The following is a 24,119-nucleotide window of genomic DNA, read 5'->3' on the forward strand; positions in this document are numbered from 1 at the left end:
CGGGCTACTTGGCTGCGCGGTAGACCGGGCGGCCGTCGACGTACGTCGCTTCGACGGTCAGTTCGCGCAGGCGCGCCGGCGCGATCGCCAGCGGGTCTTCTTTCAGCACGACGAAATCGGCGCGCTTGCCGACCGCGAGGCTGCCGACTTCGCTCTCGGCAAACCCGGCATAGGCGGCGTCGAGGGTGAAGCCGCGCAGGGCTTCGAACGCTGTCAGCTTCTCCTGCGGGAACCAGCCGCCGAGGGGCAGCCCGTGCGAATCAGCGCGGGTGGCGGCCGAATAGAGCCCGAAGCGCGGATCCACCGATTCCACCGGGAAGTCCGAGCCAAGGGCGAGGCGTGCGCCGCTGTCGCGCAGCTGGCGCCACGCATAGGCGCCGACGATGCGTTGCGGTCCGACACGGTCTTCCGCCCACGGCATGTCGCTGGTGGCGTGGGTCGGTTGCATCGACGCGATCACGTGCAACTGCGCCAGGCGCGGCAGGTCCTGCGGCGTCAGCACCTGGGCGTGCTCGATGCGCCAGCGGTGGTCGCCCGCCGCGTCCGCACCCAGCGCCTTCGCATAGGCTTCGAGCACTTCGTGGTTGCCGCGGTCGCCGATGGCGTGCGTCGCCACCTGCACGCCGCAGCCCTTGGCCTTGATCGCCGCGGCCAGCAATGCCTCGGGCGACACCAGCATCAGGCCGCGGTTGCCGTGGTCGTCGCTGTAATCCTGCAGCATCGCCGCACCGCGACTGCCCAGCGCGCCGTCGGCGTAGAGCTTGACGGTGCGCATCTGCAGGCGCCCGGACGGATGCCGGTAGAGGCCGTCGCGGCAGATCTGCGCAAGCGCGTCGCCATCGCCGGCAGCCATCGCGGTGATCCGCAGCGGCATTTCGTTGCGGTCGGCCAGGCGGCGGTAGCGCTGCAGTTCGGCCAGGCTGACGCCGGCGTCGTGGACGCCGGTCAGGCCGTGCTCGACTGCGGACTGCATGCCCAGCACCAACGCGCGTTCGGCCGTGGCGTCATCGAGCGGCGGTCGCGACTCGTCGACCAGTGCCATCGCGCCGTCGACGAATATGCCCGTGGGCTTGCCGACGGCATCGCGTTCGATGCGGCCGCCATCGGGCTGCCACTTGCCGGCCAGATCGCGCTTTACCGCGCGCATCGCCGCGCTGTTGGCCCAGCCGGCGTGGCCGTCGATGCGCTCCAGCCAGACCGGGCGATCGGGAAACACCGCATCCAGGTCGGCCGCGCTGGGGAAACGCTTCTCGGGCCAGTCGTTCTGGTCCCAGCCGCGCCCGATCAGCCACGCATCGGCCGGCAGCTTGGCGGCGAACTCGCGCAGGCGCCGGATCACCTCATCCTTGCTGGTCGCATCGACCAGGTCGGCGGTGAGCATCGTCAGCCCGAGGCCGGAGACGTGGGCATGTGCGTCGATCAGGCCGGGGATGACCGTGGCGTCACCGGCATCGACGCGCTTGGCCTTGGGGTAACGCTTGAGCAGTGCGGCGGTTTGCCCAAGGGCGAGGATCTGCCCACTGCCGTCGTAGGCCAGTGCCTGCACGCGCGGCTGGGCGGTATCCATCGTGTGGATCCTGGCCGCGCTCAGTACTGTGACCTCGGCCGCAGTTGCGCTGCCGGCCAGCGTGAGCAGCAACGTCGAAATGGCCAATCCGAGCTTGTGCATTACGCCCTCCCCAGGCGATTGGAGCCTGGCGACTTTGCGCAATGATGCGTTGGCGTGCAAGTCGCGGGGAGACGGGACGTCCCCACCGCCATCACCGCGCCGCCATCACCGCGCCGCCATCACCGCGCCGCCATCCCCGCGACCGTCATCCCCGCGAACGCCGGATGACCGGCGGGCGCTCAATCCAGCCGTTTGCGGAAGCGCAGGATCGTCGCGGTCATCATCACCGTGATGAAGGCCAGCAGTGCCAGCACCTCCGGCCACAGTTCCAGCAAGGTCGCGCCGCGCAGCATCACGCCGCGTATCAGGCGCAGGAAATGCGTCAGCGGCAGCACCTCGGCCAGCCACTGCACGACCTTGGGCATGCCGGAAAACGGGAACATGAAGCCCGACAACAGGATCGACGGCAGGAACACGAAGAACGTCATCTGCATCGCCTGGAACTGCGACTGCGCCTTGGTCGAGATCAGCAGGCCCAGGGTCAGGTTGGCGACGATCAGCAGCACGGAGGCGAGATAGACATCGAGCAGGCTGCCGCGGATCGGCACATCGAACAGCCATACGCCCAGCACGATCACCAGCGTGGTCTGGATCAGGCCGATGCCGGCATACGGCAGCACCTTGCCGATCATCAGCTCGCTGCTGCTCAGCGGCGTGGCGATCAGCAGTTCCATGTTGCCGCGCTCGCGCTCGCGGACGATGGCCACGCCGGTGAACATCACCATCGTCATGGTCAGGATGATGCCGATCAGGCCGGGCACGATGTTCACCGCCGATCGCCGCTCGGGGTTGTAGAAGCTCACCACGCCGATCTGGCCGGCAGCGACCTGGCCCGTGCCGCCGCGCGCCGGCCCCAGGTTGCTGGTGGGCGTGTTGCCCAGCGGCAGCTGCGCGAGCTGGACCGCTGCGCTCTGCACCACCGTGTCGCTGCCGTCGACCAGCACCTGCACCGCCTCGCGACCTTCGAAGCGGCGCCGCTCGAAGTCCGGCGGGATCACCACGCCGATGCTGATCTCGCCGCGACGCAACTGCTCCATCAGCTCCTGCGGCGAGGTCGCGCTGTAGGTCGGGTCGATGACCCCGGTGGCCACCATGTCCATGACCACCGCGCGCGAGCCGGCGGTGTTGGCCTGGTCGGCCACGCCGGTTTCCAGTCCGCGCAGGTTGAGGTTGATCGCGTAGCCGAACAGCACCAGCTGCATCACCGGGATGCCGACGATCATCGCCAGCGTGATGCGGTCGCGGCTCATCTGCCGCAGCTCCTTCTGCACGATCGCGAACATGCGGCGCAGGTTCATGCGGCGCGCTCCTGCGGCTTGTCGGCACGTCCGCGCGTGGCCGATACGAAGACGTCCTCGAGGTTCGGATGCGAGGGCGCCACGGTCGCCTCAAGACGCGCGTCGGCCAGCGCCTTCTGCAGTCGCTCCGCGGCGTCGCCGTTGCGTTCGTTCAGCACCCGCAGCGTGTTGCCGATCTGCGCCACGCTCAGCACGCCCGGCACCTTCACGAGCATCTGCTGCGCGCGCCGCGGCTGCGCCGCCAGGACCTCGACGGTGCGTCCGGCCAGGGCCCGGGTGAGGTCGTCTGGCGTGCCGTCGGCGACCAGCACGCCGCGATCGAGGATGGCGATGCGATGGCAACGCTCGGCCTCGTCCATGTAGTGGGTCGAGACCAGGATGGTCGTGCCGGCGTCGGCCAGGTCGAAGAGCTTTTCCCAGAAGTCGCGGCGCGATTCCGGATCGACCGCGCTGGTGGGCTCGTCGAGGAACAGCAGCTCGGGGTTCTGGATCACCGCACCGGCCAGCGCCAACCGCTGCTTCTGGCCGCCGCTCATGGTGCCGGCCAGCTGCTTCTGGCGATCCTCGAAGTGGTATTGCACGACCAGTTCGTCGATGCGCCGGGCCGCCTGTGCTCGCGGTATGTCCTGCACGGCGGCGAGGAATTCCAGGTTCTCCCGCACCGTCAGGTCTTCGAACAGGGAGAACTTCTGCGTCATGTAACCGATGCGCTTGCGCAGTTCCTCGGCCTGCTTCGGAATGTGCAGGCCCAGCACTTCGACCTCGCCGTCGCTCGGCGTCAGCAGACCGCAGAGCATGCGGATGGTGGTGGTCTTGCCGGAGCCGTTCGGGCCGAGGAACCCGTAGACGTTCGCCCGCGGCACACTCAGGTCGACATGGTCGACGGCGACCAGCGATCCGAAGCGCTTGGTCAGCCCGCGTGCGCGGATGGCAAGGTCGTCCGCGCCGGCGTTCATCTGGTGTCGGCCTCGAATTCGACCCGGACCGGCAGGCCCGCCGGCAGGTTTGCGGTCTGGCCGCCGACGAGCTCGACTTCCGCCAGGTAGCTGAGCCGCGCCGCGTCCTTGCCGATCAGCGCGTAGTACGGGGTGAAGCTGGCCTCGTTGCGGATCATCCGCACTTTACCCTGCAGCGATCCGTCGCGACCGTCGATGAAGACGCGGGCGGACTGGCCGACGCGCACGCCGGCGCGGATCGGCTCGGGCACGTACACACGTGCGTACGGCGCATCGCCGACCAGCATGATGGCCAGCGGCGCGCCGACCGGTGCCTGGTCACCCAGGCGGTACGGCAGGCTGTCGACGACACCGCTGCGTGGCGCGACCAGATCCAGCTTCTGCAGCGTCACGGCCTGCGATGCGGCCTGTGCCCGGGCGGCGGCAAGCGCCGACTCGCCCTGGGCGATCTGTTCGATGCGCGTGCCGTGCTCGAGTTCCAGCAGCGCCGCCTGTGCCGCGCGGACCTGAGCCTCGGCATTGCCAGCGAGGGCACGCGCACGGTCGACGTCCGAGGCGGCGACCAGCTGCTGCCGCCCCAGTGGTTGCAGGCGCGCGTAGTAGGTGCGCGCATCGACGGCCTCGGCCTGCGCCGCCGCCAGGTTGGCGCGTGCCTGCGCGATGTCTTCGCTGCGCGGGCCGGCCTCCAGTTCTGCCAGCACGTCGCCGGCCTGTCGCGCCTGCGCCTGCAATGCAGCGAGTTCGGCCTGGGTGCGCGTGACCTCGAGCTGCACCAGCCGCGCCCCGGCCTTGACCCGCTGGCCTTCGCGCACGTCGATGCGAACGATGCGCTCGGGCGCCGTTGCCGGCAGCGCGATGCGGTCCCATTCCAGCGTGCCCAGCGCCTGTGGCGGGTCCTTGCCGCAACCGGCCAGCAGCGCGGCGCAGGCCACGGCTAGCCAGGCCTTGTGCGTTGTCGTGGGGGTGCTCGTCGTGTCGTTCATGGCTCCACCTTTCATCCCGCCGCCAGACCGCGATCCAGCAGCGCCAGCGTGTGCCGGCGCAGTGCATCGAAGTCCAGGTCGTCGGCCTGGAACATGCGGCGCCAGATCGGTGCACCGGCCGCCGGAAACAGGGTCAGACCGACCAGCGACACCATCAGCAGCCGCGGATCGAGGTCTTCATTGAGTTCGCCGCGCTGCTGCGCCTGGGCGAAGCGCGCGGCCATCATCTGCGGCAGCTGCGGGCCGATGCGTTCGAACAGCACCTCGCGCAGGGCACCGCCTTCGCACAGCACTTCGCGCACCCACAGCGCCGGCAGCCAGGGGTGTTCCGCGACCAGGCTGCCGATGCCCTTGACGAACGCGGCGACCAGCTCGGCGACGTCATCGCCTGCGTGCAGCAATGGCTCGCGCAGCCGGCCGAATGCCGGGAGCACGCGCTCGGCGACCACGGCCTCCTGCAGTTGCGCCTTGTCGCCGAAGTAGTAGTGCAGCAGCGCCGGGGTGACCCCCGCCTCGGTGGCGATCGCCCGCAATGGGGTGGCCGCGATGCCCTGGCGGGCAAAGCAGGCGATGGCGCCGTCCAGCAGGCGCTCGCGCAGGTCGGGACTGTCTGGCCCGGGCCTGCCCGGCGCGCGTCGGCCGGCGCCTTTGGCGGCCTTGCCGGTCTTGCCGGCCTTCGGCCCTGCCTTGGCGGCCCTGATCTGGCTGGAATCTGTCATGGGCGCTATATTTAATTCAACAGTTAATTAGTTTCAAGCTGGAGCCGACGAACGGTCCACCACCACCCGCATGCCGCCCGGACCCGCAAGCTCCGGCCGGTCGCCGTGCCCTATCGTGTCGCCAGCCCGCGCTTGAGATTGCCCTGTCGCCATGCCCGACCCGACCTCCGCTCCCGGCCTCCTGCAACGCTGCGCCCTGGGCCTGTGGTTCTGCGCCATCGGCGCGCTCGGGCTGCTGCGCTACGCGATGGCCTACCTGCGCAAACCCGAGCATGCCGGCGACACGGTGATGTGGTTGTGGCTGATTGGCTCCTTGCTGGTCGGTGCGATCGGCGTGCGCCTGATCGTCCGTGCCTTGAAGCACGACGCTCCCGGCAACTGAACTCCCGCCCGCTGCCGACCGCGCCACCGCCGCTTTGCGAAATGCGCCGCGCAGGCGCAAGCTGTTTGCCCCCCGGCGCGCCAGCGCGCGCACCCCCAGTTCGCCACGGAAGACACTTCCTCTCGATGTCCTCTCGAACCACTTCCGAATTCGCCCTCGAACCCGCGCAAGCAGAGCGCCTGGCCAACCTCAGCGGCCCGTTCGACGGCCACCTGCGCATGATCGAACTGCGCCTGGGCGTGGAGATCGCCAATCGCGGAAACGTCTTCCGAATCGTCGGCCCGCCGCTGGCAGTCAACAAGGCCGAGCGGTTGCTGCGCGACCTGTGGCGCGACACCGCCGAAGAGACCCTGACCGAGCCGGCGATCCACCTGCGCCTCACCGAGATCGATGCCGACGCTGTCGCCAACGACGACGTCGAACCGCAGGAAGTCAGCATCCGGGTCAAGCGCGGCACGATCCGCGGTCGCGGCGCCAACCAGGCCAAATACCTGCACGCGATCGCCACCCACGACATCAACTTCGGCATCGGCCCGGCCGGCACCGGCAAGACCTTCCTGGCCGTCGCCAGCGCCGTGGAGGCGCTCAACGACGCGCGCGTGCAGCGGTTGATTCTGGTGCGCCCGGCAGTGGAGGCCGGCGAGAAGCTCGGCTTCCTGCCCGGCGACCTGACCCAGAAAGTCGACCCCTACCTGCGCCCGCTGTACGACGCGCTGTACGAGATGCTCGGCGTGGAAAAGGTGGTCAAGCTGCTGGAGAAGAACGTCATCGAGATCGCGCCGCTGGCCTACATGCGCGGACGCACGCTTAACGATGCCTATGTGATCCTCGACGAAGCGCAGAACACATCCATCGAGCAGATGAAGATGTTCCTGACCCGAATCGGCTACGGCAGCACTGCCGTCGTCACCGGCGACCTGACCCAGATCGACCTGCCCAAGCACCAGAAGTCCGGACTGCGCGACGCGCTGGACGTGCTGCGCAACGTCAACGGCATCAGCTTCACCTTCTTCGAATCGCGCGACGTGGTGCGCCACCCGCTGGTGGCGCGCATCGTCAACGCCTACGACGCCCGCGACGCCAAGGACGCGGTGTCCGGTCCGTCCACCTGAGCGCAGACACCATGACCCGGGGCCCCATTCGACTCGAAGTTTCGATCAACTATGCAGTCCCGCGCACCGGCATCCCGGCGGCGGTGAGTTTTCGCAAATGGGTGGCGGCGGCGCTGGAGAGCCGCATCCGCGAAGCCGACCTGGCCATCCGCATCGTCGGCACCAAGGAAGGACGCGCGCTCAACCGCCACTACCGCGGCAAGGACTACGCCACCAACGTGCTCAGCTTCCCCGCCGACCTGCCGGACGGTCTGCCCAAGGGCGTGAAGCTGCCGCTGCTGGGCGACCTGGTCATCTGCGCACCGGTGGTGGCGCGAGAGGCCAAGGAACAGAAGAAGCCGCTCGCCGCCCACTACGCCCACCTCACCGTCCACGGCGCGCTGCACCTGCTCGGCTGGGATCACGAGGACGAAAAGGAGGCGATCTGCATGGAGCAGCTCGAGCGCGAGATCCTGGCCGGGATGGGGATCGAGGACCCGTACCGGGATTGAGTCCGGAGCTTCCCCTGCGAGCCGGGGGAGGTTGCGGGCCCCCCTCGCCGGCCCTCCCCGTCGCTGGGCGCGAGGGAGCAAGCACCCCCGGGCCGCTTCCGCGGTAGACTCCTCCCGTCGCCCTTCCCCCTGGGCGCCTTCAAGAACGCAATGTCCGAGGACGACAGTGGTAGCTTCCACGCGCAGGAAACCCACGAGCGGCGGCACCACGAGAAGCCGCGCTCCTGGCTCGAACGCATCAGTTCGGCGCTTTCCGGCGAACCCACCACCCGCGAGGACCTGGTCGAACTGCTGCGCGACGCGCAAGCCGACGGCCTGATCGCCGCCGACACCCTGCGCATGATGGAAGGCGCCATCGCGGTGTCCGACCTGACCGTGGGCGACGTGATGATCCCGCGCTCGCAGATGGTCTCGTTGCCGGCCGACGGCAAGTTCCTCGACCTGATGCGCCAGGTGGTCGAGTCCGGCCATTCGCGCTTCCCGGTCCATGGCGACGACAAGGACGAGATCCTCGGCGTGCTGCTGGCCAAGGACCTGCTGCGCGGCGTGGTCGCCGACAACGGCCCCGGCAGCGTCCACGAGCTGCTGCGCCCGGCCGTCCTGATTCCCGAATCCAAGCGCCTGAACGTGCTGCTGCGCGAGTTCCGCCAGTCGCGCAACCACATGGCGATCGTGATCGACGAGCACGGCGGCGTCGCCGGCCTGGTCACGATCGAGGACGTGCTGGAACAGATCGTCGGCGAGATCGACGACGAGCACGACGACGCCGAAGACCCCAGCGCCCTCATCGCGGCGCAGGCCGACGGCCAATTCGTGGTCGACGCGCTCACGCCCATCTCCGACTTCAACGAGCGCTTCAGTGCCGACTTCGACGACGACGAATACGACACCATCGGCGGCCTGGTCACGGCTGCGATCGGCCACCTGCCCGAAGCCGGCGAGGAACTGACCCTTGGCCGCTTCGTCTTCCGCGTCTCCGGCGCCGACGCGCGCCGCGTCCACGCCTTCCACGTCGGCGTCCTGTCGGATGCGTGACGCTTCACTCCCCTCCCCCGGGGAGCGGACGGATCGAGCCCCCTCTCCCGCGTGCGGGAGGGGATTGGGCTGGCGGCGAACCAAGCAGCTGCTCCTGATGCTGCTGGTCACCGCGCTGGGCCTATTCGCCGGCGCCGCCGTCGCCGCCACGCCCCGCATCGGCGTGGCCACCATGCAGCCCGGCGAAATCTTCTTCGAGCGCTTCGGCCACAACGCCATCGTCGTGGTCGACCCCGACACCGGTGCGGCGATCTCCTACAACTTCGGCTTCTTCGATCCCAGCGAACCGGACTTCATCAGCCGCTTCGTCCGCGGCCACATGCGCTACCGGCTGGCAGCCCTGCCGTTCGAGGAAGACCTGCTGCAGTACCGCGCCGAAGGCCGCGGTGTCGACGTGCAATGGCTCGACCTGAGCGATGCCCAGGCCCACGAACTGGCCGATGCCCTGGCCGAGAACGCCAAGCCCGAGAACGCTTTCTACGCGTACCAGTACTTCGACGACAACTGCTCCACGCGCGTGCGCGATTCGCTCGACCGCGTGCTCGACGGCGGCCTGCGCCGCCAGATCGAAGGCCGCTCGCACGGCAGCACCTACCGCAGCGAGGCCGTGCGCCTGGCCTCGCCGGCATGGTGGATGTGGCTCGGCTTCGACGTCGGCCTGGGTCCGTCCTCGGACCAGCCGCTGCCGGTGTGGAACGAGTCGTACGTGCCGATGCGCCTGGCCGCTGCGCTGCGCGAAGTGAAGAACAGCGAAGGTCGGCCTCTGGTGAAGGCGGAGCAACCGATCCTCCCGCACCGCCTGCCGCCGGAACCGCAGGAACCGCCGCCGCGCTGGTGGCCGTGGTGCCTGGTGGGCATCGTCCTCGGCATCGCCGCGGCATGGGCCGGCCGCCGGCAACCGCGCGCCGTGGCGGCGCTGGCGTTGCCGTTCTGGACGCTGTCGGGCCTGCTGGGTGCGGTAATGCTGTTCATCTGGCTCGGCACCGTGCATCGCTACGGGTGGGCCAACAACAACCTGCTGCTGCTCAGTCCGCTGGCCTGGCTGTTGCTGCCCGGCGGATGGCGCGTGCTGCGCGGTCGCGACCCGGGACCGTGGTTCCGGCGCTGGCTGGCGGTGATGGCCATCGCGGCGGTGGCGGCATTGTTCCTGTACTGGCTGCCGGTGTACCCGCAGCGCAACGCGCACTGGGTTGCACTGTTGCTGCCGATCCACCTGGGGCTGTGGTCGGCCTTGCGCAAGCGGCCGTAGGCGCGGATTTGCGCTTCCCGGGAATGGGTGGCTTGCCCTCGCGGCAAGGCGCGGGCACGATCGCGCCATGAAGGATCCCACCCTCCCCCAGTGCGTGGTCAACTGCGCCGCATACACCCGCGACGGCAAGCGGCGCGACATCAGCCTCGACCAGATCAGCGACGTCCTTGCCGTCGATGACGGCACCTTCATCTGGGTCGGCCTGTACGAGCCGGCCGATGAGATCCTCGAGAAGCTGCAGGAGGAATTCGGCCTCCACGACCTGGCCATCGACGACGCGCGCAACGCGCACCAGCGCCCGAAGATCGAGACCTACGGCAACTCGTTGTTCATCGTCGTGCACACCGCGCAGAGTGTGGACAGCCACATCCGTTTCGGCGAAAGCCACATGTTCGTCGGCCCGCGCTACCTGGTGACGGTGCGCCATGGCGCTTCGACCAGCTACGCGCCCGCCCGCGCCCGATTCGAGCGCGACCCGGAGGACATGGTCCACGGCCCCGCCGCCGCGCTGTACGTGGTGCTGGACCAAATCGTCGACAACTTCCTGCCGATCGTCCAGGAGTTCAGCCAGGACCTCAACGAGCTGGAGCAGGACATCTTCGCCGACGAGTTCCGCAAGGACACCGTCAAGAAGCTCTACGAGCTCAAGCGCGAACTGACCCGCATGCGCATGGCGGTGGCACCCTTGCAGGACATCCTCGGCCAGCTGGCGCGGGCGCGCGGCGCGATGATCGACGAGGAAAGCGCGCTGTACTTCCGCGATGTCCTCGACCACGTCGTGCGCATCAACGAGACCACCGACACCCTGCGCGAGATGCTCACCGCGGCCATGAGCGTGAACCTGTCGCTGGTCACCATCTACCAGGGCGAAGTGGTCAAGCGCCTGGCCGGCTGGGCCGCGCTGCTGGCCGCCCCCACGCTGATCGCCAGCTGGTACGGGATGAACTTCGAAGCCATGCCGGAACTGCACGGGCGCTACAGCTACGCAATCCTGATCGGCGTCACCATCCTCGTGTGCCTGATCCTCTTCGGTTTCCTGCGCCGGGCCAAGTGGCTGTAAACACTGGGATTGTTGTCGCGGTTAGACCAAAGTCGCAGGGTTCATTGCGCACTGCGCATTGACCCGGCGCCATCGGCGGCGCGACCCTTCGTTGATCCTTACGGAGGGGTGTCATGAAAGCATTGTCCTGGCTTGGCTGGGTCGCGCTCGCGGTCCTTGCCGTCTTCTGCATCGGCACCATCGCCCTGCACCGTGGCGAGACCATCAGCGCGATGTGGCTGGTGGTGGCCTCGGTGTCGGTGTTCACCATCGCGTATCGCTTCTACGGTCTGTACATCGCGCGCAACGCGCTGATGGTCGATGCCACCCGCGCGACGCCGGCCTGGCGACGCAACGACGGCCTCGATTACGTCCCCACTCCGCGCAGCGTGCTGTTCGGCCACCACTTCGCCGCGATCGCCGGCGCCGGCCCGCTGGTGGGCCCGGTCCTGGCCGCGCAGATGGGCTACCTGCCTGGCACGATGTGGATCCTGTTCGGCGTGGTCCTGGCCGGTGCGGTGCAGGACATGCTGGTGCTGTTCTTCTCCACGCGCCGTGACGGCCGCTCGCTCGGCGAGATGATCCGCGCCGAGATGGGCCCGGCAGCCGGTGTGATCTCGATGGTCGGCATCCTGATGATCATGGTGATCCTGCTGGCGGTGCTGGCACTGGTCGTGGTCAAGGCGCTCGCGGACAGCCCGTGGGGCACCTTCACCGTCGCGATGACCATCCCGATCGCGATCCTGATGGGCCTGTACCTGCGCTACTTCCGTCCGGGCCGGATCATGGAAGTTTCGGTGATCGGCTTCGTCCTGCTGATCCTGGCGATCTGGAGCGGCGGCAAGGTCGCGGCGAATCCGGACTGGGCGCCCATCTTCCACCTCACCGGCACCACCCTGGCCTGGCTGATGATCGGCTACGGCTTCGTTGCCGCGGTGCTGCCGGTGTGGCTGCTGCTGGCGCCGCGCGACTACCTGTCGACCTTCCTCAAGATCGGCACCGTGCTGGTGCTGGCACTGGCGATCCTGATCGCCATGCCGGACCTGCAGATGCCGGCGATGACCAAGTTCGTCGACGGCACCGGCCCGGTGTTCAGCGGCAAGCTCTTCCCGTTCCTGTTCATCACGATCGCCTGTGGCGCAGTCTCCGGCTTCCACTCGCTGATCAGCTCCGGCACCACACCGAAGATGATCTCGAACGAATCGCAGATCCCGCTGATTGGCTATGGCGGCATGCTGATGGAAGCCTTCGTCGCGATCATGGCGCTGATCGCCGCCTGCGTGCTGCAGCCGGGCGTCTACTTCGCGATGAACGCACCGGCCGCGCTGATCGGTACCACCGCCGAGTCGGCCGCCGCGGCGATCTCGAGCTGGGGCTTCGTGCTCACGCCTGACATCCTCACCGCGACCGCCAAGGAAATCGGCGAAACCACCATCCTCTCGCGCACCGGCGGTGCGCCGACACTCGCGGTCGGCATGGCGCAGATCCTGCACGGGCTGGTTGGCGGCGAAGGCATGATGGCGTTCTGGTACCACTACGCGATCCTGTTCGAGGCGCTCTTCATCCTGACCACGGTGGACGCCGGCACGCGCGTCGCCCGCTTCATGATCCAGGAGCTGATCGGCCTGGCCTACGCACCGTTCAAGCAGACCGAAAGCTGGGCGGCGAACGTGGCCTGCACGGCATTGGCGGTGGCCTTGTGGGGCTACTTCCTCTACCAGGGCGTGGTCGATCCGCTGGGCGGCATCAACACCCTGTGGCCGCTGTTCGGCATCGCCAACCAGATGCTCGCCGGCCTGGCGCTGGTGTTCTGCAGCGTGGTGATGGTGAAGATGAAGCGCGAGAAGTTCCTGTGGATCCCGCTGATCCCGACCGCGTGGCTGCTGATCTGCACCCTCACCGCCGGCTGGCAGAAGCTGTTCCACCCGGATCCGAAGATCGGCTTCATCGCCAACGCCCGCAAGTTCGCCGACGCCGCCGCGCGCGGCGAGGTGCTGGCACCGGCCAAGTCGATGGACGACATGACGCGGGTGATCTTCAACAACTACCTCGACGCCGGCCTGTGCGCACTGTTCGTGTTCGTGGTGCTGGCGACGGTCTACTTCGGCATCAAGGCAGCGCTTGCGGCACGCCGCAACAATGCCCCGACGGCCAAGGAGAGTGAGTATGTCGCGTTCGATGCGGTCTCTCGCTGACACCGGCACGCTGGCCCTGGAGCTGCTCGCACGCTGGTGGCGTGCGGCAGCCCAGACCGCGCGCCTGGCGATCGGCATTCCCGACTACGACAACTATGTCGAGCACGTCCAGCGCAACCATCCGGACCGGCTGCCGATGAGCCGGGACGAGTTCTTCCACGAGCGGATGATGGCGCGCTACGGCAAGGGCCGGTCGCGCTGCTGCTGACTGGACTCCGCGCCCCTCTCCTCTGTGAGGAGAGGGGCGCGGCAAATCGGCGTCAGCCCGCCGCCTGCGCCCGGATCACATAGTCCTGATAAGCCGGAATCGCGATCGCGGCCAGGATCGCCAGGCCCATCACGCCGAATGTCAACACCAGGCCCCAGATCGACCACTTGCGCTGCACGCGCTGGAAGTGCTCGACGCTGTCCCAGCGCGTGTTCTGCCACGACCATTCGCGACCCTTCATGCCGAGAATGATCGCCATCACGATGCCGACATACGGGATGAGGCACACCAGCCCGATCCAGGTGCGGTTGCCCACCGCCCAGATCCAGTTCAACAGGAACGCGCCCCAACTCCAGCCGGCGACGCCCTTGGGAATGGCTGCGCCCTTGCCCATGCCCGAGGTGTTGTCACCCATCGACAGCTCGGCCAGCGTCGCGGCCGGCGCCTGATACGGATTCTGCATTTGCTTCCCCTTGGTTTGACTGATTGCGCCGACCCTTCGATCGGCCGCATGGATGGCCCCGGGTGCAACCGGTGCCGCGATGCCCTCCCCAGGACACCGGTCGCAGGATAGTCGCGGCCGGGCACCCGCCGCCAGAGGGGCGCTACGGGGCCGTCCCGGAACGGCCTATCGCGATCGCCCGGGAGTCGTCAGTTGCACAACTGCTTCTCACACGGCTCGCCATCGTTGTTTCCGTCCATTTTGGTGTTCGGACAGTGCTGCAGGAAGTACGTCGCTTCCGCGCAGGAGGTCATCTGCGAACACATCGTGCGGCCATCGCATTTGAACTGCGCCACCGCCGGCGTTGCGGCGGCCGGAACAACACGCGAGACAGCGTTGCCAACGGGCACCGACTTGCTGAGCTCACGATAGCCGTACATCGCAATGGCGGCGATCGCCGCGGCCACGGCAATGCCGGCCAGGCTGATGCGACCACGCCCAGTGGTCTCGCGATGGCGCGGCGTGCGCTTGGCGGAAGTACCGGGACGCATGACCCGGACCGCACGCATCCTTCCGTCCGGACCGGCCTGGGTCTCAAAGGAGATCAGCTCGCCAACCGTGGGACGTGAGCCGCCCGGAAACGAGGAGATGTGGACGAAGATCTCGTCGGATCCCTGCGCGGGAGAGATGAAGCCAAAGCCGCGGTCGTCGTTCCACTTCGACAACGTGCCGTGTGTTCGCATATGCAATGCCCAGGGAGCGCCAAGTGGCGGAGTAGCACGGTCGGTTCTGGTCAGGCGCCATCAAAGCCGGGAAGGAACGAGAGGTCCATGTAGTACCTGTCGCTGCGCTGCGGATCGATGTAGACCACGACGTGGTCCTGCCTGATGAACACCGTCGGGTCGTACCAGAGGTTCCAGCTCTTGAAGGTGTGCATCTCGCCCGTTGCGGGGTCCATCCACTGCGCCTCAATCCGGTAGGGCGAGCGGCCATTGACCTGGAGCATCCCGCTGACCTGGACGCGGCGAACCAGGGCATCCACCTGCCGGCCATGCCGCATCAGGCCGACCGCCAGGCTCCTTCGCCTGCGCCTCCACAGCATGATCGACAGACCCACGGCAGCGACCGCGACGCCTATCAACGATTCCAATGGCCTGGCCGAGACCAGCAGCGTCGCAGCAAGCCCGCTGCCGAAGAACAGCAGCGCAGTCGATGCAAAGGTCGAGCTGGGATAGTTGGATACGCGATCAATCATGGTCGCGTCCCCCAAGCCGGCCGGCGGCTGCATTCGTGCCCGGCATCGCGATGCCGACGACATTCCGATTCAAGGAGCCCCCCTTCAAAGCCCCGATCCCCGGAAACAGACGCTATCACCTGGATTGGCGACCGACAACCAACCCCAGCCAGCGCCTCAGAAGCCGGACCGGAATGCGGCTACGTCTTGACGAATGGTCAGTGCCCCGCCCCGTGAGCACCGAGCCGATCAACTGTCATGTGTTAGCCGGAATATTGACGATCGTGGCCTGCATGAGCGCAATGGTCTCCCGACGCGAGCCTTGCTCGCCGATGACCTCGCCCTGACACACCGTCAACGTCTTGCCCGCCTTTGTGACCCGGCCAAGCTCGCGGAAATCTTCTGTTCCAGGTCAGACATTGAGGCACTCCACGTAACACCCGGCACCAGAGTCAATCCGCGCCGAGAAGCGGCTTCGGCTTGAGCGAACTGGCCGGCGCAAACTGCCTGCGAAACTCGAACACGATAACCGCGTATTGCTGGCATCGCGGACGATTTCCACGACGGTCGCGAAAGGTAGAGATGCCGAAACGGCGCCGGGATCATGGCCCTGCAGGGCTACCAGCTGCTGCTCCAGGTGACGGAGGACAACGCTCTCAACCGCGACAGTAGTGGCGGCAATGGCACTCGCACCGCAGATGCCCGTGATCAGGCCGAGCAGATAACCTCCGAGACCGCATAGCCAGTAGCTGCGGCAACGCGGCCGGCCCCGACGCAACTCAGCCCCGAATATGGCGCGGTGCCCTAGCTCATGCGACCCGACCTCGGTCAGCTCACCGACCATCGCCGGCGCAGTGAACCGCGCCATGTGGATCTGACTGGAGTAGATACAGATTGCCCTGTGCTCGCCAGCGTGATTGACCTTCATGTTCCGGTCGCCAACGCTCTTTGCGGCAATGGCTTGAACAGCTGCGTCCATGGGGCACCGCTCCTGCAATCTGCACAAAACCGACACCCAGGAGGACAGCGGCAACAAATGAGTAGTGCTGCATGGCATTGCCTCAGCAGCAGATCAATTGTTATGTCCGCAGCTCGCTGGATACGTACTCCGATAGCTCCCTGATGTTCCTGGCAAACTCCGCCTCCAGATCGATGCCGCACTTGTTTGCAAGGACAATGATCGACCACAGACAGTCCGACAGTTCATGACCAAGTTTCGCTTTGCAGTCATCGATATCCCGGATGCCAGCGTTCGCCTGGATCAGCTTTGCCAGATCGCCTACGTCCCCTACGAAACCAAGCGCAAGCTCTTCCGTGGTCCAGATGCGCCCATACCTCTTGATCTCGAGCTGTTCGTAGAGCTCGTTTAGCTGAAGTGCCGACTTTTCAAAATCACTGAGTTTCATGTTGATCGCACAGGTTGAGCCGAGCCGAGAAGCTGCTTCGGTTTGGTTGAATTTTCAGGTCTCTCCATCAGGAAGGCACGTGGCAACCAGCTTAAGCCTGGCGACTGCCTCCACCGAACGCAGACCCGCCCCATCAGTGACCATTGCGGGTCTACTCCCGAACGCTCTCGCCGCGCCATCTCAGCGCCGCCCTTAGGACCGCGGGTCGTCCCCGAAAACCCGAAGCTCCTGATCGCAGCGGCAGGCCTTGGCGATGCGCGCCGCCCACGCGATGGCCTCATCGCGCGAAGGCAGTTCCAACACCGTGAAGCCGCCGTTGAGCTTGGGCGCCCAAGGATAGCCACCCGTTGCAATCGCGCCATCAGCAGAAACGAGTGCGGGCGGAATGCCTTCGTCGATTCCGCCGGCGAAGACGTAAACACCGGCGGCTTTCGCCTCATCGATCACAGCACTTGCGTCGCGACCCACCGCTTCCAATTCGCCATCGGGCACAACCATCGCCGCACTTGGAAACGAGATCAGGTACTTGGCCATGGTGCTCCTCCTGGGGATTGATGGCGGTTGTGAGTTGGTCCAAGCCGCGAATTGGCTTCGGCCTGGATGGGGCTTAACGCGCCTCAACAAATCCGCGCCGCGGAACGGCGTCGACTTGAATGTAAAGTTAGCCGTGCTTGCCTCAGTACAGGTCTTGCCGCTTCTTTGGCTTGACGGCTTGGAAGAAGCTGTAGCCGAGGCCGATGTCTGTAATGAGGCGCGCAACAAGCGCGGGAACTGCGATGAAAGCATGTATCACCATTGCGACGGCAGCGTAACTACCAAACTCCATGTATCGAAACAACGGAAGTGCGTTGCGCGTCCTTGCACCCAGAACCGAATCACGGAGCAGGTCCACACTGGGCCACCGCCCAGAATCCACACCTCTGCGGGTGAGCTTTGAGTACAAATTCTTGCTATTGGTGCCTCGAACAAACGCACGCCACATCCGTCGTGGCTCGAGGACCAGGCCAGTGGACAACGCAATCAAGTTCATAAATGCGAGGGTGGGTGATGATAGGAGGGACCCAGTGCCCAACTCCCAAGCGCTCACCTCACCTTCGCCGATACGGCCGACGCTATAGCCGGTAATCAGATGGTGGAGGTCGTGGTACTTCAGGTAACGGTGCCGTGTCTCGATATTTGGCAATGGGACAAGCAAGCACCCGGTATAGACAGGCACCGTGAGGGGGCGCTCGCCAAGGGTCTCCCCGAAGCCATGCTTAGCGTAGAACGCGGAAAGCTCTTGTTGCAGCTGCATTGCTGCTCCCTGTACGGCTAACACCTGGGCTAAGCCGCACCGCGGAGCGGCGTCGGCTTGAATGAATTGTCAGGCCTCACACCGACGGCCCGCGAGATTCGACCTTTGCAAGCAACTGTTGCACACGACAGGTTGCGCGATCGAGTGCACCACCCGTATAGCCCAGCCCCGCAGCCGCAGCCAGAAAATCGGCCGCAATGTCGGCTTGCCCCCGACTGGCCACGGCAGCAGCAAGGTTTGCATGGGGAATGGAGTAGAGCGGATCAATGATCAAAGCCTCCCGCCACGCGGCCTCCGCGGCGTCAACCTCCCCCATGGCCGCGTACGCGACGCCTATATTATTGAGACCCATGGCCTTTGCGCTCGGCGTATAGATGGACCACGACAGCCATAGTGCCCACTTACGCCAAGGCTGGCGCTCAAGAATCTGCAGGAAATGCCTGAACTCAGATAACGCTAGCGCGGGGTCCAGCGTCGCGAGGGCCCGCTGACCTCGGAAGAGCGGTCGGTAAAGCAAGCCTTGGATGCGACCGGGAACCAAAAGCAAGACAACTGCAATGACCGTTGCGTGATTGCTGCCAAGCGCACGCAGAGCCGAGAATGTTCCGGCCGCGAGGAGGGCCATGCAGGCGATACACGCTGCTCTGTAGCGGGTTGTCCGAGTCATCTGTTTGTGAGGCCTAACGCCTGAACTAAGCCGAGCCGCGAAGCGGCTTCGGCTTGAATGAATTGTTAGGTGCGGACCTGCTGCACCTTGCGAGCCAAATGCCCACCACTCCGAAAGCAACAACAACGGCCGGCCAAGCTACCGAGAAGAACACAACCACACCAAAGAACAGAACCACTCCAAAACCCATCGCCGGCCTTGCCTCGGCTGGGCCGAACGCTAGGGCCCAGGCTGCAAGCGTGGCCAAGCCGAGCAACAGAGACAACACCAGGACCAAGGGAGGGCAGAGGAAGAGCTCGAATGTGGGGCGCTCCTCCAGCACGGGAACATACCAGCGGCCCATCCACCAGCCGACTGCGAGTGCAGCCAGCGACGACGCAATGCCAGCGATCCAAGAAGCCAGCGAGCCCGCGAGGTTGGGCGCAACAAGCAGGAAGAAGCCGACGGACACCGCCATGGCCGCGCCGTATCCGACTGCGCTTCTAAACCGCATGTTCCAGCTCAGCATCCGGCCGCACCTAACGCCTGAGTTAAGCCGAGCCGCGAAGCGGCTTCGGCTTGAATGAATTGTTAGGTGCCGCCCGCCTACGGGTAGACGACGACAGCAAAGCCTGTCTCCAGTGCATCACGGAAAGCCCCGGCTTCTGGAGTGTCTTTTGCTTGAAACTGCTCATGATTAGTGACGTCCTTGTACCGATCAATAGCCATTGAGGCCCAGCCGAGGTCGGCGAGCTCGCGGGAGGCGACCTCCTCCAGCTCGTCGTCGCTGTGAACGTTTACGAAGAGAAGCGCCGGCAATGATGTGCCGGCGGCGTACTTCTCGTGACGGGATCCGGCGACCAAAGTTGCGCTTGCGAGGATCATTAGTGCGGCACCTAACGCCTGAATTAAGCCGAGCCGCGAAGCGGCCTCGGCTTGAATGAATTGTTAGCGCGCTTGCTGCGAGGCTGATACTTCACCCGGCAGACATAGGCCCCGTCCTCGGACTCTAGATTGGTGGATAGCCAGAACTCATAGGTGCCGGGAACTGTAAAGACAGGCTCCGGTGAGGAGCCAGTGCTCCACTCCAACCCAGCGAGCTCCGCTACACGAATCCGAATCTCCGTAGTTGCTCCCAATTGATCTGGAGACATAAGGGGCTTCATTGCCTCCGGAGGTAGACCTACAACCAAGAAGTGCGGGGCTTTGCTACCAGGGCGACGAACGGCCAGCTCTCGTAGGGCGTCGGAATGCTTGTAGAGCACGAGAGTGTCGTCTGGGCCAACAACATTTGGGGTGCACCGGAACACGTCGGGGCTAGTCCAAAATGGAGTTGGTGGGGCGTCACTTTGCGCAGCCAATGCAGCTAGTGCCAAAACTGTGAGGATCTTTCCCATGCGCGCTAACGCCTGAATTAAGCCGAGCCACGAAGTGGCTTCGGCTTGAATGAAATGTTAGCCATGACTACCACCGTGTGCCAGCCTCGGTGATTAATCCGAGACGAGCGGATAAACGGTTGGAATCCCATTTGTAGTTTGGGTGCCTTTCTCTAAGCAAGAACCGACCAGCTATACGAGCGGGCACTGTGCGATCGATTGAGGGTAGCTGCTCCAAACCTGGCCCAAGCTCCTGTATAGCGGGGCCTTCTAGCACCACTGAGCCAATCCCCACTCCGGACTCTAGGGCCTCTCGAGTGAGGAACAGTGTTAGCTGGTGCCTATCACCACCAACCCATCCAGAAACGATTACGAGCTTGCCATCGTAGAACTGTGGATTGGTAAGGAGCTGCGTGCCAGTGATGCCGCAATAGATCCTGTCCGCTCGATTGGACATAAAGATGCATGCGCCTGGTGGTGCCTCCCACTTTCCGTCCTTAGGGAACTCCGGCTGAGGCGAGGAGCAGCCAGAAAGCAAGCAAAGAAGGAGCACGAGCGACGGGGATCTCCGGGTCATGGCTAACGCCTGAGTTAAGCCGAGCCGCGAAGCGGCTTCGGCTTGAATGAACTGTTAGAGTCCGACCAGCGGAACTCAAGCAGCCCACCTGGAATGACCTGGCGGGCAGGAGCGTCCGCCGGAGCAATACATTCGGCTTCAGGGTCAGATTTGAAGTTGGCCAGTACCCGAGCAACTGGCTCGCCTTCAACAAATCCGCTGGCGCTGGTGTATGTGGATGAGAACTGGAGAAAAGCGGATTTAGCTATCCGCTCTAGGACACTGCCGAAGGTCTCTTTTCTGGAGATGCGGAGTGTGAGTTCAAGTGGCATGGTCTGATCATCTGCGGCGCAGACTGATTCACGTGTGACCCTGATCTCATCCACTGTGCACTCCATAGACATTGCTGAGGGCTCTAACGCCAGAGTTAAGCCGCACCGCGGAGCGGTGTCGGCTTGAATGAATTGTTAGGCGCCATTGCCCACGACGGAACTGACGCCCTTGTTGAGTTGCCACACGCCGAAGAATACCAGCGCACCACCAAGTACAACTCCAGAGCCAAATAGCAACATCCGGGGCCAGAGGTCCGGCCGGCCAGGCTGGTCTCCAACGACGACAAACCCCATGAGAAGGATAGGCGTGAGCCCTCCAATGATCATGTTGGCGCATGCCCCGGCGATCCAAAGCACCTCTTTGGCGGAGCTCCAAGCGGATCGGTTGAACTTGCGGATAGCCTGGAAGATGAAGCCCGAGGAGACGGAAAGACCGCTCACGTAGCCAGCACCGAATAGAGCAAGGATTTCGATGACTTTCATCGCCTAACGCCAGAGTTAAGCCGACACCAAGCGCGTAGCGATTGGTGTTCGGCTTGAATGACTTGTTAGGCCTTAGCGCCCTAACCGCAGCCCAGAAACTGCGGCCGGCTGCAGTGCCATGACCTAACTCCAGGCGGAAATGTATCAGCTCGCCGGGCCTGGCGCCGCCGGAGACGGGGGCCCGACCGAAGCGGGAGAAATGCCGCTGGCAATGACAGAGGCTGGGGGCGTTGTGCGCACCACCGAAGCACATAGCCGGACGCGTACCCGCTGCCACAGCATGTCGATTCCGGACCGGCCGCAACGCTGCGACTACAGGCCTAACGCCTGAGTTAAGGGGAGCCGCGAAGCGGCTTCCCCTTGAATGAATTGTTAGGCACCAACCGCTGGAGCAGCAAGCGCCGACCTTGAGTGACCTGACGCAAAAGACTAACCACGCTTTGACGGGCTGCCAAGCAAGGTTGCAAGCAATGCGCCGACGCCTATGACGGCAGCCAGTAGCGCAACAAGAATGGCCCCGGTAGCGGTGAGACTTGGATAAGAAAGCGCTGGGCAGTCATAGCCACAGCCAGTCCAGACGTAGAGCCCGCGGAATCCGAGGGCAAGGCCGATCAGCACTAATGCAATTGCGATGTACTTGGCCATGGTGCCTAACGCCAGAGTTAAGCCGCACCGCGGAGCGGTGTCGGCTTGAATGAATTGTTAGGCCCCAGCCAGCGCTGTGACCGACTCGACTGTGATGCTGCCATTGAACCCCTCGACAATGCACGCTGCGATGGCATCCGAGAACTCGTCCGTCAGGGCAGAGCCATCCGAGTCATAGTCATTGTCCGCTTGCAGCAGCAGCCGAGAGCCGTCCCAGGAGCATTGAACGTTCTGGTGCCATGGTCGGTGCTTGAACTCCTCGGCGATGTCACAGACGGCAGCGGCGCCGACGTGCTCAGGGACTCCACTACAGGCAAGCTTTACTCGGTACATGGGGCCTAACGCCTGAGCTAAGCCGACACCAAGCGCGTAGCGATTGGTGTTCGGCTTGAATGACTTGTTAGGCCCCGCCGGATGACTGCGGCGCCCGCTTAGTGCCTGGCAGGTATCCCTTGACGGCGCCAATGATCGAGACGATGGCAGAGCCAACAAACACGTAGGACTGGAGCCACGCCACCGATGCGCCCGCAACCCTCCCAGCTTCAAAGGCCTTCTGCGGATCAGTCTCGCCCGCGCCCGCCACCATGCCAGCAATCATTGCAATCAGAAGGCCAATGACGACGTTCAGACCAATGAACCATAAGAATCCAAATACAATCTTACGAAGCATGAACGCCCCCCCTGTGGGCCTAACGCCAGAATTAAGCCGAGCCGCGATGCGGCTTCGGCTTGAATGAATTGTTAGCTGCCACCGGCAAAAACTACCGAAGGCGCGCCTTTGGATGCCTCAGTCTCGGCGTAGAACCTGCCGCCACCGGTGCCTATTACAAGAAGCCCATCGCCGAGACCCATGGCGCGGTGAGCCTCGGCCCAAGTGGCCGCCCTGAACCCTCTGGGGCTGGAAAGGATCAAACAGGACTCAGACGGCTCGTAGCTGCACCTGCCATTGGCGAGTGACGCCTCAAACAGATCGTCAGGGTTGTGGCAGACACGGGCGAGCAGCTTGTCCGGCTTCTTTTCCGCCTCATGCACGAAGCGATCGCGGAACTCCGGCCTGACAAAGGCCGACGCGAATGCCTCCAAGGTTTCCTTGTCACCCATAGCAGCTAACGCCTGAGTTAAGCCGAGCCACGAAGTGGCTTCGGCTTGAATGAATTGTTAGGGCCCGTTCTTTGGCCGTCGGAGGTCACAGCGCGAAACATCATCAGCGCTTGCACTGGGAACAGAGTGAAGTGTCATGCAGTACTCGTACTCCACGATCTCCGGGACAGCGCCTTTTTCGCGAAGGGACGACACAGCAGCCTCAGCCTTTCGATAGTCACGGCGCACGAGCGCCGAAATATTGGCCGCCAGAACTGCGTCCGACCCGTACTTGCGATCAATCAGCAGGGATGTGATCACATAGATTGCATCAAACTGATAGCGAGGACTGAGAGGTAGATTGTCGGAGAACTCTGGAATGAGTGCGCATTCTGCCGTGCTCCCCTTACCCTGGCAGTTCAGGCTCAATAGTTGTTCCGCGTCCTGATGTTTGCCAAGCACGTCCAAGGCGACGGCGCGCTGATAGTTTCGATACGCCTGCAGGTCTGGCCTTGGACTCTTGCCCACCTTCTCGTTGAACTGCAGAGATTTCCGGGCATCCGAAATATCGTGATTGAGGTAGGCACGCGTCAAGTAGATGTCTGCCAGAATGGCGTTGGCAAGCAGTGCGTCGTCCGCATCATCCGACTCGGCCAGCCTAGACAAACTGGTGAGCGCCTCGATATCGCTACCACCGTCATAGGCTCTCATTGCATTGCTATAGAGATCTTCCCGTCCAGGCGCCCCGCGCTGCGAGCACGCTATCAGCGAGCCTACAGCCAGCACCATTGCCAGCCGAATGATCGAAATCACCAAGTCAGACTCCCCTGCATTGCGCCCGGTGTGGGCCTAACGCCTGAGTTAAGCCGAGCCGCGAAGCGGCTTCGGCTTGAACGAATTGTTAGGCGCCGACCTAGTCACGGCAAGCGCTGACATAAACACTGAACTGTAGTTGGCGATCAGGTAGGGAGGCGATCTGTAGGGGCTCGCCGAAATCCTGATAGGGCACGACGGCCTCCAGCCGCCCCTTCGGCGGAACCTGCAGCTTCCCACCGCAGCCACCCGGGCAATAGCGGGACATCAGTGAATTTCCGGCGCGGGAAAATGCGAGATCTCCGGACACTACGAACATCGGGTCACCGCTCGCCCGGCCTGTCGGCCATGCGCCTTCCGCCAGGCATAGCGCTCTTGAGTCTTGGGAAGAGAGCACGAGCTTGAAGCGCTGTTGGGCTGGCTCGTCTTGGATGTCCAGGCGGTACGAAGCGGGCGCTGTATCGCGTCCCGGTACG

Annotated in this window: 30 protein-coding genes; 8 read left to right on the plus strand and 22 right to left on the minus strand. The window is 64.6% G+C overall.

Annotated elements, in window-relative coordinates:
- Positions 1-4: 4 nt before the first annotated feature.
- The 5 genes from MNR01_RS06335 to MNR01_RS06355 all read right to left on the minus strand — a co-directional run bounded on the left by MNR01_RS06335 (position 5) and on the right by MNR01_RS06355 (position 5,625).
- On the minus strand, positions 5-1,669 hold the full coding sequence (locus MNR01_RS06335; protein WP_241920075.1) for an amidohydrolase: 1,665 nt from the start codon (positions 1,667-1,669) through the stop codon (positions 5-7).
- Positions 1,670-1,848: 179 nt separating this feature from the next.
- Entirely contained in the window at positions 1,849-2,967 is a 1,119-nt protein-coding gene (locus tag MNR01_RS06340) for an ABC transporter permease (protein ID WP_241920076.1), read from the minus strand.
- On the minus strand, positions 2,964-3,923 hold the full coding sequence (locus MNR01_RS06345; RefSeq protein ID WP_241920077.1) for an ABC transporter ATP-binding protein: 960 nt from the start codon (positions 3,921-3,923) through the stop codon (positions 2,964-2,966). Before MNR01_RS06345 ends, MNR01_RS06340 begins: the two co-directional genes overlap by 4 nt.
- A complete protein-coding gene (locus MNR01_RS06350) occupies positions 3,920-4,906 on the minus strand; it encodes an HlyD family efflux transporter periplasmic adaptor subunit (protein ID WP_241920078.1) in 987 nt (328 codons plus the stop codon). The genes MNR01_RS06345 and MNR01_RS06350 overlap by 4 nt, the downstream gene beginning before the upstream one ends.
- An 11-nt stretch (positions 4,907-4,917) precedes the next feature.
- Positions 4,918-5,625 (minus strand): TetR/AcrR family transcriptional regulator, encoded by a 708-nt coding sequence (locus MNR01_RS06355; RefSeq protein WP_241920079.1) that lies wholly within the window; start codon positions 5,623-5,625, stop codon positions 4,918-4,920.
- Between the two features lie 151 nt (positions 5,626-5,776).
- Between MNR01_RS06355 and MNR01_RS06360 the strand changes: the two genes are divergently transcribed.
- From MNR01_RS06360 to MNR01_RS06395, 8 genes are all read left to right on the plus strand, one after another.
- A complete protein-coding gene (locus MNR01_RS06360; protein WP_241920080.1) occupies positions 5,777-6,007 on the plus strand; it encodes a hypothetical protein in 231 nt (76 codons plus the stop codon).
- Between the two features lie 125 nt (positions 6,008-6,132).
- Positions 6,133-7,119 carry a PhoH family protein gene (locus MNR01_RS06365; RefSeq protein ID WP_241920081.1) on the plus strand — a complete coding sequence of 329 codons (987 nt, stop codon included), beginning with the start codon at positions 6,133-6,135 and terminating at the stop codon, positions 7,117-7,119.
- Positions 7,120-7,130: 11 nt separating this feature from the next.
- A complete protein-coding gene (gene ybeY / locus MNR01_RS06370) occupies positions 7,131-7,610 on the plus strand; it encodes an rRNA maturation RNase YbeY (RefSeq protein WP_241920082.1) in 480 nt (159 codons plus the stop codon).
- 150 nt (positions 7,611-7,760) lie between these two features.
- Complete coding sequence (locus MNR01_RS06375) at positions 7,761-8,645, plus strand: transporter associated domain-containing protein (RefSeq protein ID WP_241920083.1); 885 nt, start codon at positions 7,761-7,763, stop codon at positions 8,643-8,645.
- A gap of 97 nt (positions 8,646-8,742) precedes the next feature.
- On the plus strand, positions 8,743-9,894 hold the full coding sequence (locus MNR01_RS06380) for a DUF4105 domain-containing protein (RefSeq protein ID WP_241920084.1): 1,152 nt from the start codon (positions 8,743-8,745) through the stop codon (positions 9,892-9,894).
- Between the two features lie 67 nt (positions 9,895-9,961).
- The gene (gene corA / locus MNR01_RS06385; protein WP_241920085.1) at positions 9,962-10,954 is read left to right on the plus strand and encodes a magnesium/cobalt transporter CorA; all 993 of its coding nucleotides are present in this window, start codon (positions 9,962-9,964) and stop codon (positions 10,952-10,954) included.
- A 113-nt stretch (positions 10,955-11,067) separates the two neighbouring features.
- Positions 11,068-13,128 carry a carbon starvation CstA family protein gene (locus MNR01_RS06390; RefSeq protein ID WP_241920086.1) on the plus strand — a complete coding sequence of 687 codons (2,061 nt, stop codon included), beginning with the start codon at positions 11,068-11,070 and terminating at the stop codon, positions 13,126-13,128.
- Positions 13,100-13,336: a CstA-like transporter-associated (seleno)protein gene (locus tag MNR01_RS06395; protein WP_241920087.1), complete on the plus strand. Its 237-nt coding sequence runs from the start codon at positions 13,100-13,102 to the stop codon at positions 13,334-13,336. Before MNR01_RS06390 ends, MNR01_RS06395 begins: the two co-directional genes overlap by 29 nt.
- A gap of 52 nt (positions 13,337-13,388) precedes the next feature.
- On the opposite strand, the gene MNR01_RS06400 is transcribed toward MNR01_RS06395, so the two are convergent.
- The 17 genes from MNR01_RS06400 to MNR01_RS06480 form a co-directional block, all read right to left on the minus strand.
- Positions 13,389-13,799 carry a hypothetical protein gene (locus MNR01_RS06400; protein WP_241920088.1) on the minus strand — a complete coding sequence of 137 codons (411 nt, stop codon included), beginning with the start codon at positions 13,797-13,799 and terminating at the stop codon, positions 13,389-13,391.
- 188 nt (positions 13,800-13,987) lie between these two features.
- Positions 13,988-14,521 (minus strand): cold shock domain-containing protein, encoded by a 534-nt coding sequence (locus tag MNR01_RS06405; RefSeq protein ID WP_241920089.1) that lies wholly within the window; start codon positions 14,519-14,521, stop codon positions 13,988-13,990.
- A gap of 50 nt (positions 14,522-14,571) precedes the next feature.
- The gene (locus MNR01_RS06410; RefSeq protein WP_241920090.1) at positions 14,572-15,033 is read right to left on the minus strand and encodes a hypothetical protein; all 462 of its coding nucleotides are present in this window, start codon (positions 15,031-15,033) and stop codon (positions 14,572-14,574) included.
- A gap of 391 nt (positions 15,034-15,424) precedes the next feature.
- Entirely contained in the window at positions 15,425-15,991 is a 567-nt protein-coding gene (locus tag MNR01_RS06415; protein ID WP_241920091.1) for a demethoxyubiquinone hydroxylase family protein, read from the minus strand.
- Between the two features lie 100 nt (positions 15,992-16,091).
- Positions 16,092-16,418: a MazG nucleotide pyrophosphohydrolase domain-containing protein gene (locus MNR01_RS06420; protein ID WP_241920092.1), complete on the minus strand. Its 327-nt coding sequence runs from the start codon at positions 16,416-16,418 to the stop codon at positions 16,092-16,094.
- 192 nt (positions 16,419-16,610) lie between these two features.
- The gene (locus MNR01_RS06425) at positions 16,611-16,952 is read right to left on the minus strand and encodes a transcription initiation protein (protein WP_241920093.1); all 342 of its coding nucleotides are present in this window, start codon (positions 16,950-16,952) and stop codon (positions 16,611-16,613) included.
- A gap of 142 nt (positions 16,953-17,094) precedes the next feature.
- Positions 17,095-17,712: a hypothetical protein gene (locus tag MNR01_RS06430; protein ID WP_241920094.1), complete on the minus strand. Its 618-nt coding sequence runs from the start codon at positions 17,710-17,712 to the stop codon at positions 17,095-17,097.
- A 76-nt stretch (positions 17,713-17,788) separates the two neighbouring features.
- Positions 17,789-18,337, minus strand: coding sequence for a tetratricopeptide repeat protein (locus tag MNR01_RS06435; RefSeq protein ID WP_241920095.1), 549 nt, complete (start codon positions 18,335-18,337; stop codon positions 17,789-17,791).
- 67 nt (positions 18,338-18,404) lie between these two features.
- The gene (locus MNR01_RS06440) at positions 18,405-18,887 is read right to left on the minus strand and encodes a hypothetical protein (RefSeq protein WP_241920096.1); all 483 of its coding nucleotides are present in this window, start codon (positions 18,885-18,887) and stop codon (positions 18,405-18,407) included.
- Between the two features lie 77 nt (positions 18,888-18,964).
- Positions 18,965-19,243 (minus strand): hypothetical protein, encoded by a 279-nt coding sequence (locus MNR01_RS06445; RefSeq protein ID WP_241920097.1) that lies wholly within the window; start codon positions 19,241-19,243, stop codon positions 18,965-18,967.
- 1,082 nt (positions 19,244-20,325) lie between these two features.
- Entirely contained in the window at positions 20,326-20,622 is a 297-nt protein-coding gene (locus MNR01_RS06450; RefSeq protein ID WP_241920098.1) for a hypothetical protein, read from the minus strand.
- Positions 20,623-20,757: 135 nt separating this feature from the next.
- Entirely contained in the window at positions 20,758-21,105 is a 348-nt protein-coding gene (locus tag MNR01_RS06455; protein WP_241920099.1) for a hypothetical protein, read from the minus strand.
- Positions 21,106-21,534: 429 nt separating this feature from the next.
- The gene (locus MNR01_RS06460) at positions 21,535-21,750 is read right to left on the minus strand and encodes a hypothetical protein (protein WP_241920100.1); all 216 of its coding nucleotides are present in this window, start codon (positions 21,748-21,750) and stop codon (positions 21,535-21,537) included.
- A 57-nt stretch (positions 21,751-21,807) separates the two neighbouring features.
- Positions 21,808-22,083, minus strand: a complete 276-nt coding sequence (locus tag MNR01_RS06465; RefSeq protein ID WP_241920101.1) for a hypothetical protein — start codon at positions 22,081-22,083, stop codon at positions 21,808-21,810.
- 67 nt (positions 22,084-22,150) lie between these two features.
- Positions 22,151-22,420, minus strand: coding sequence for a hypothetical protein (locus MNR01_RS06470; RefSeq protein ID WP_241920102.1), 270 nt, complete (start codon positions 22,418-22,420; stop codon positions 22,151-22,153).
- 71 nt (positions 22,421-22,491) lie between these two features.
- The gene (locus MNR01_RS06475; protein ID WP_241920103.1) at positions 22,492-22,851 is read right to left on the minus strand and encodes a hypothetical protein; all 360 of its coding nucleotides are present in this window, start codon (positions 22,849-22,851) and stop codon (positions 22,492-22,494) included.
- Positions 22,852-22,908: 57 nt separating this feature from the next.
- Positions 22,909-23,646, minus strand: a complete 738-nt coding sequence (locus MNR01_RS06480) for a hypothetical protein (RefSeq protein ID WP_241920104.1) — start codon at positions 23,644-23,646, stop codon at positions 22,909-22,911.
- Positions 23,647-24,119 lie beyond the last annotated feature (473 nt).

Source organism: Lysobacter sp. S4-A87, from assembly GCF_022637455.1.
GTDB lineage: Bacteria > Pseudomonadota > Gammaproteobacteria > Xanthomonadales > Xanthomonadaceae > Lysobacter_J.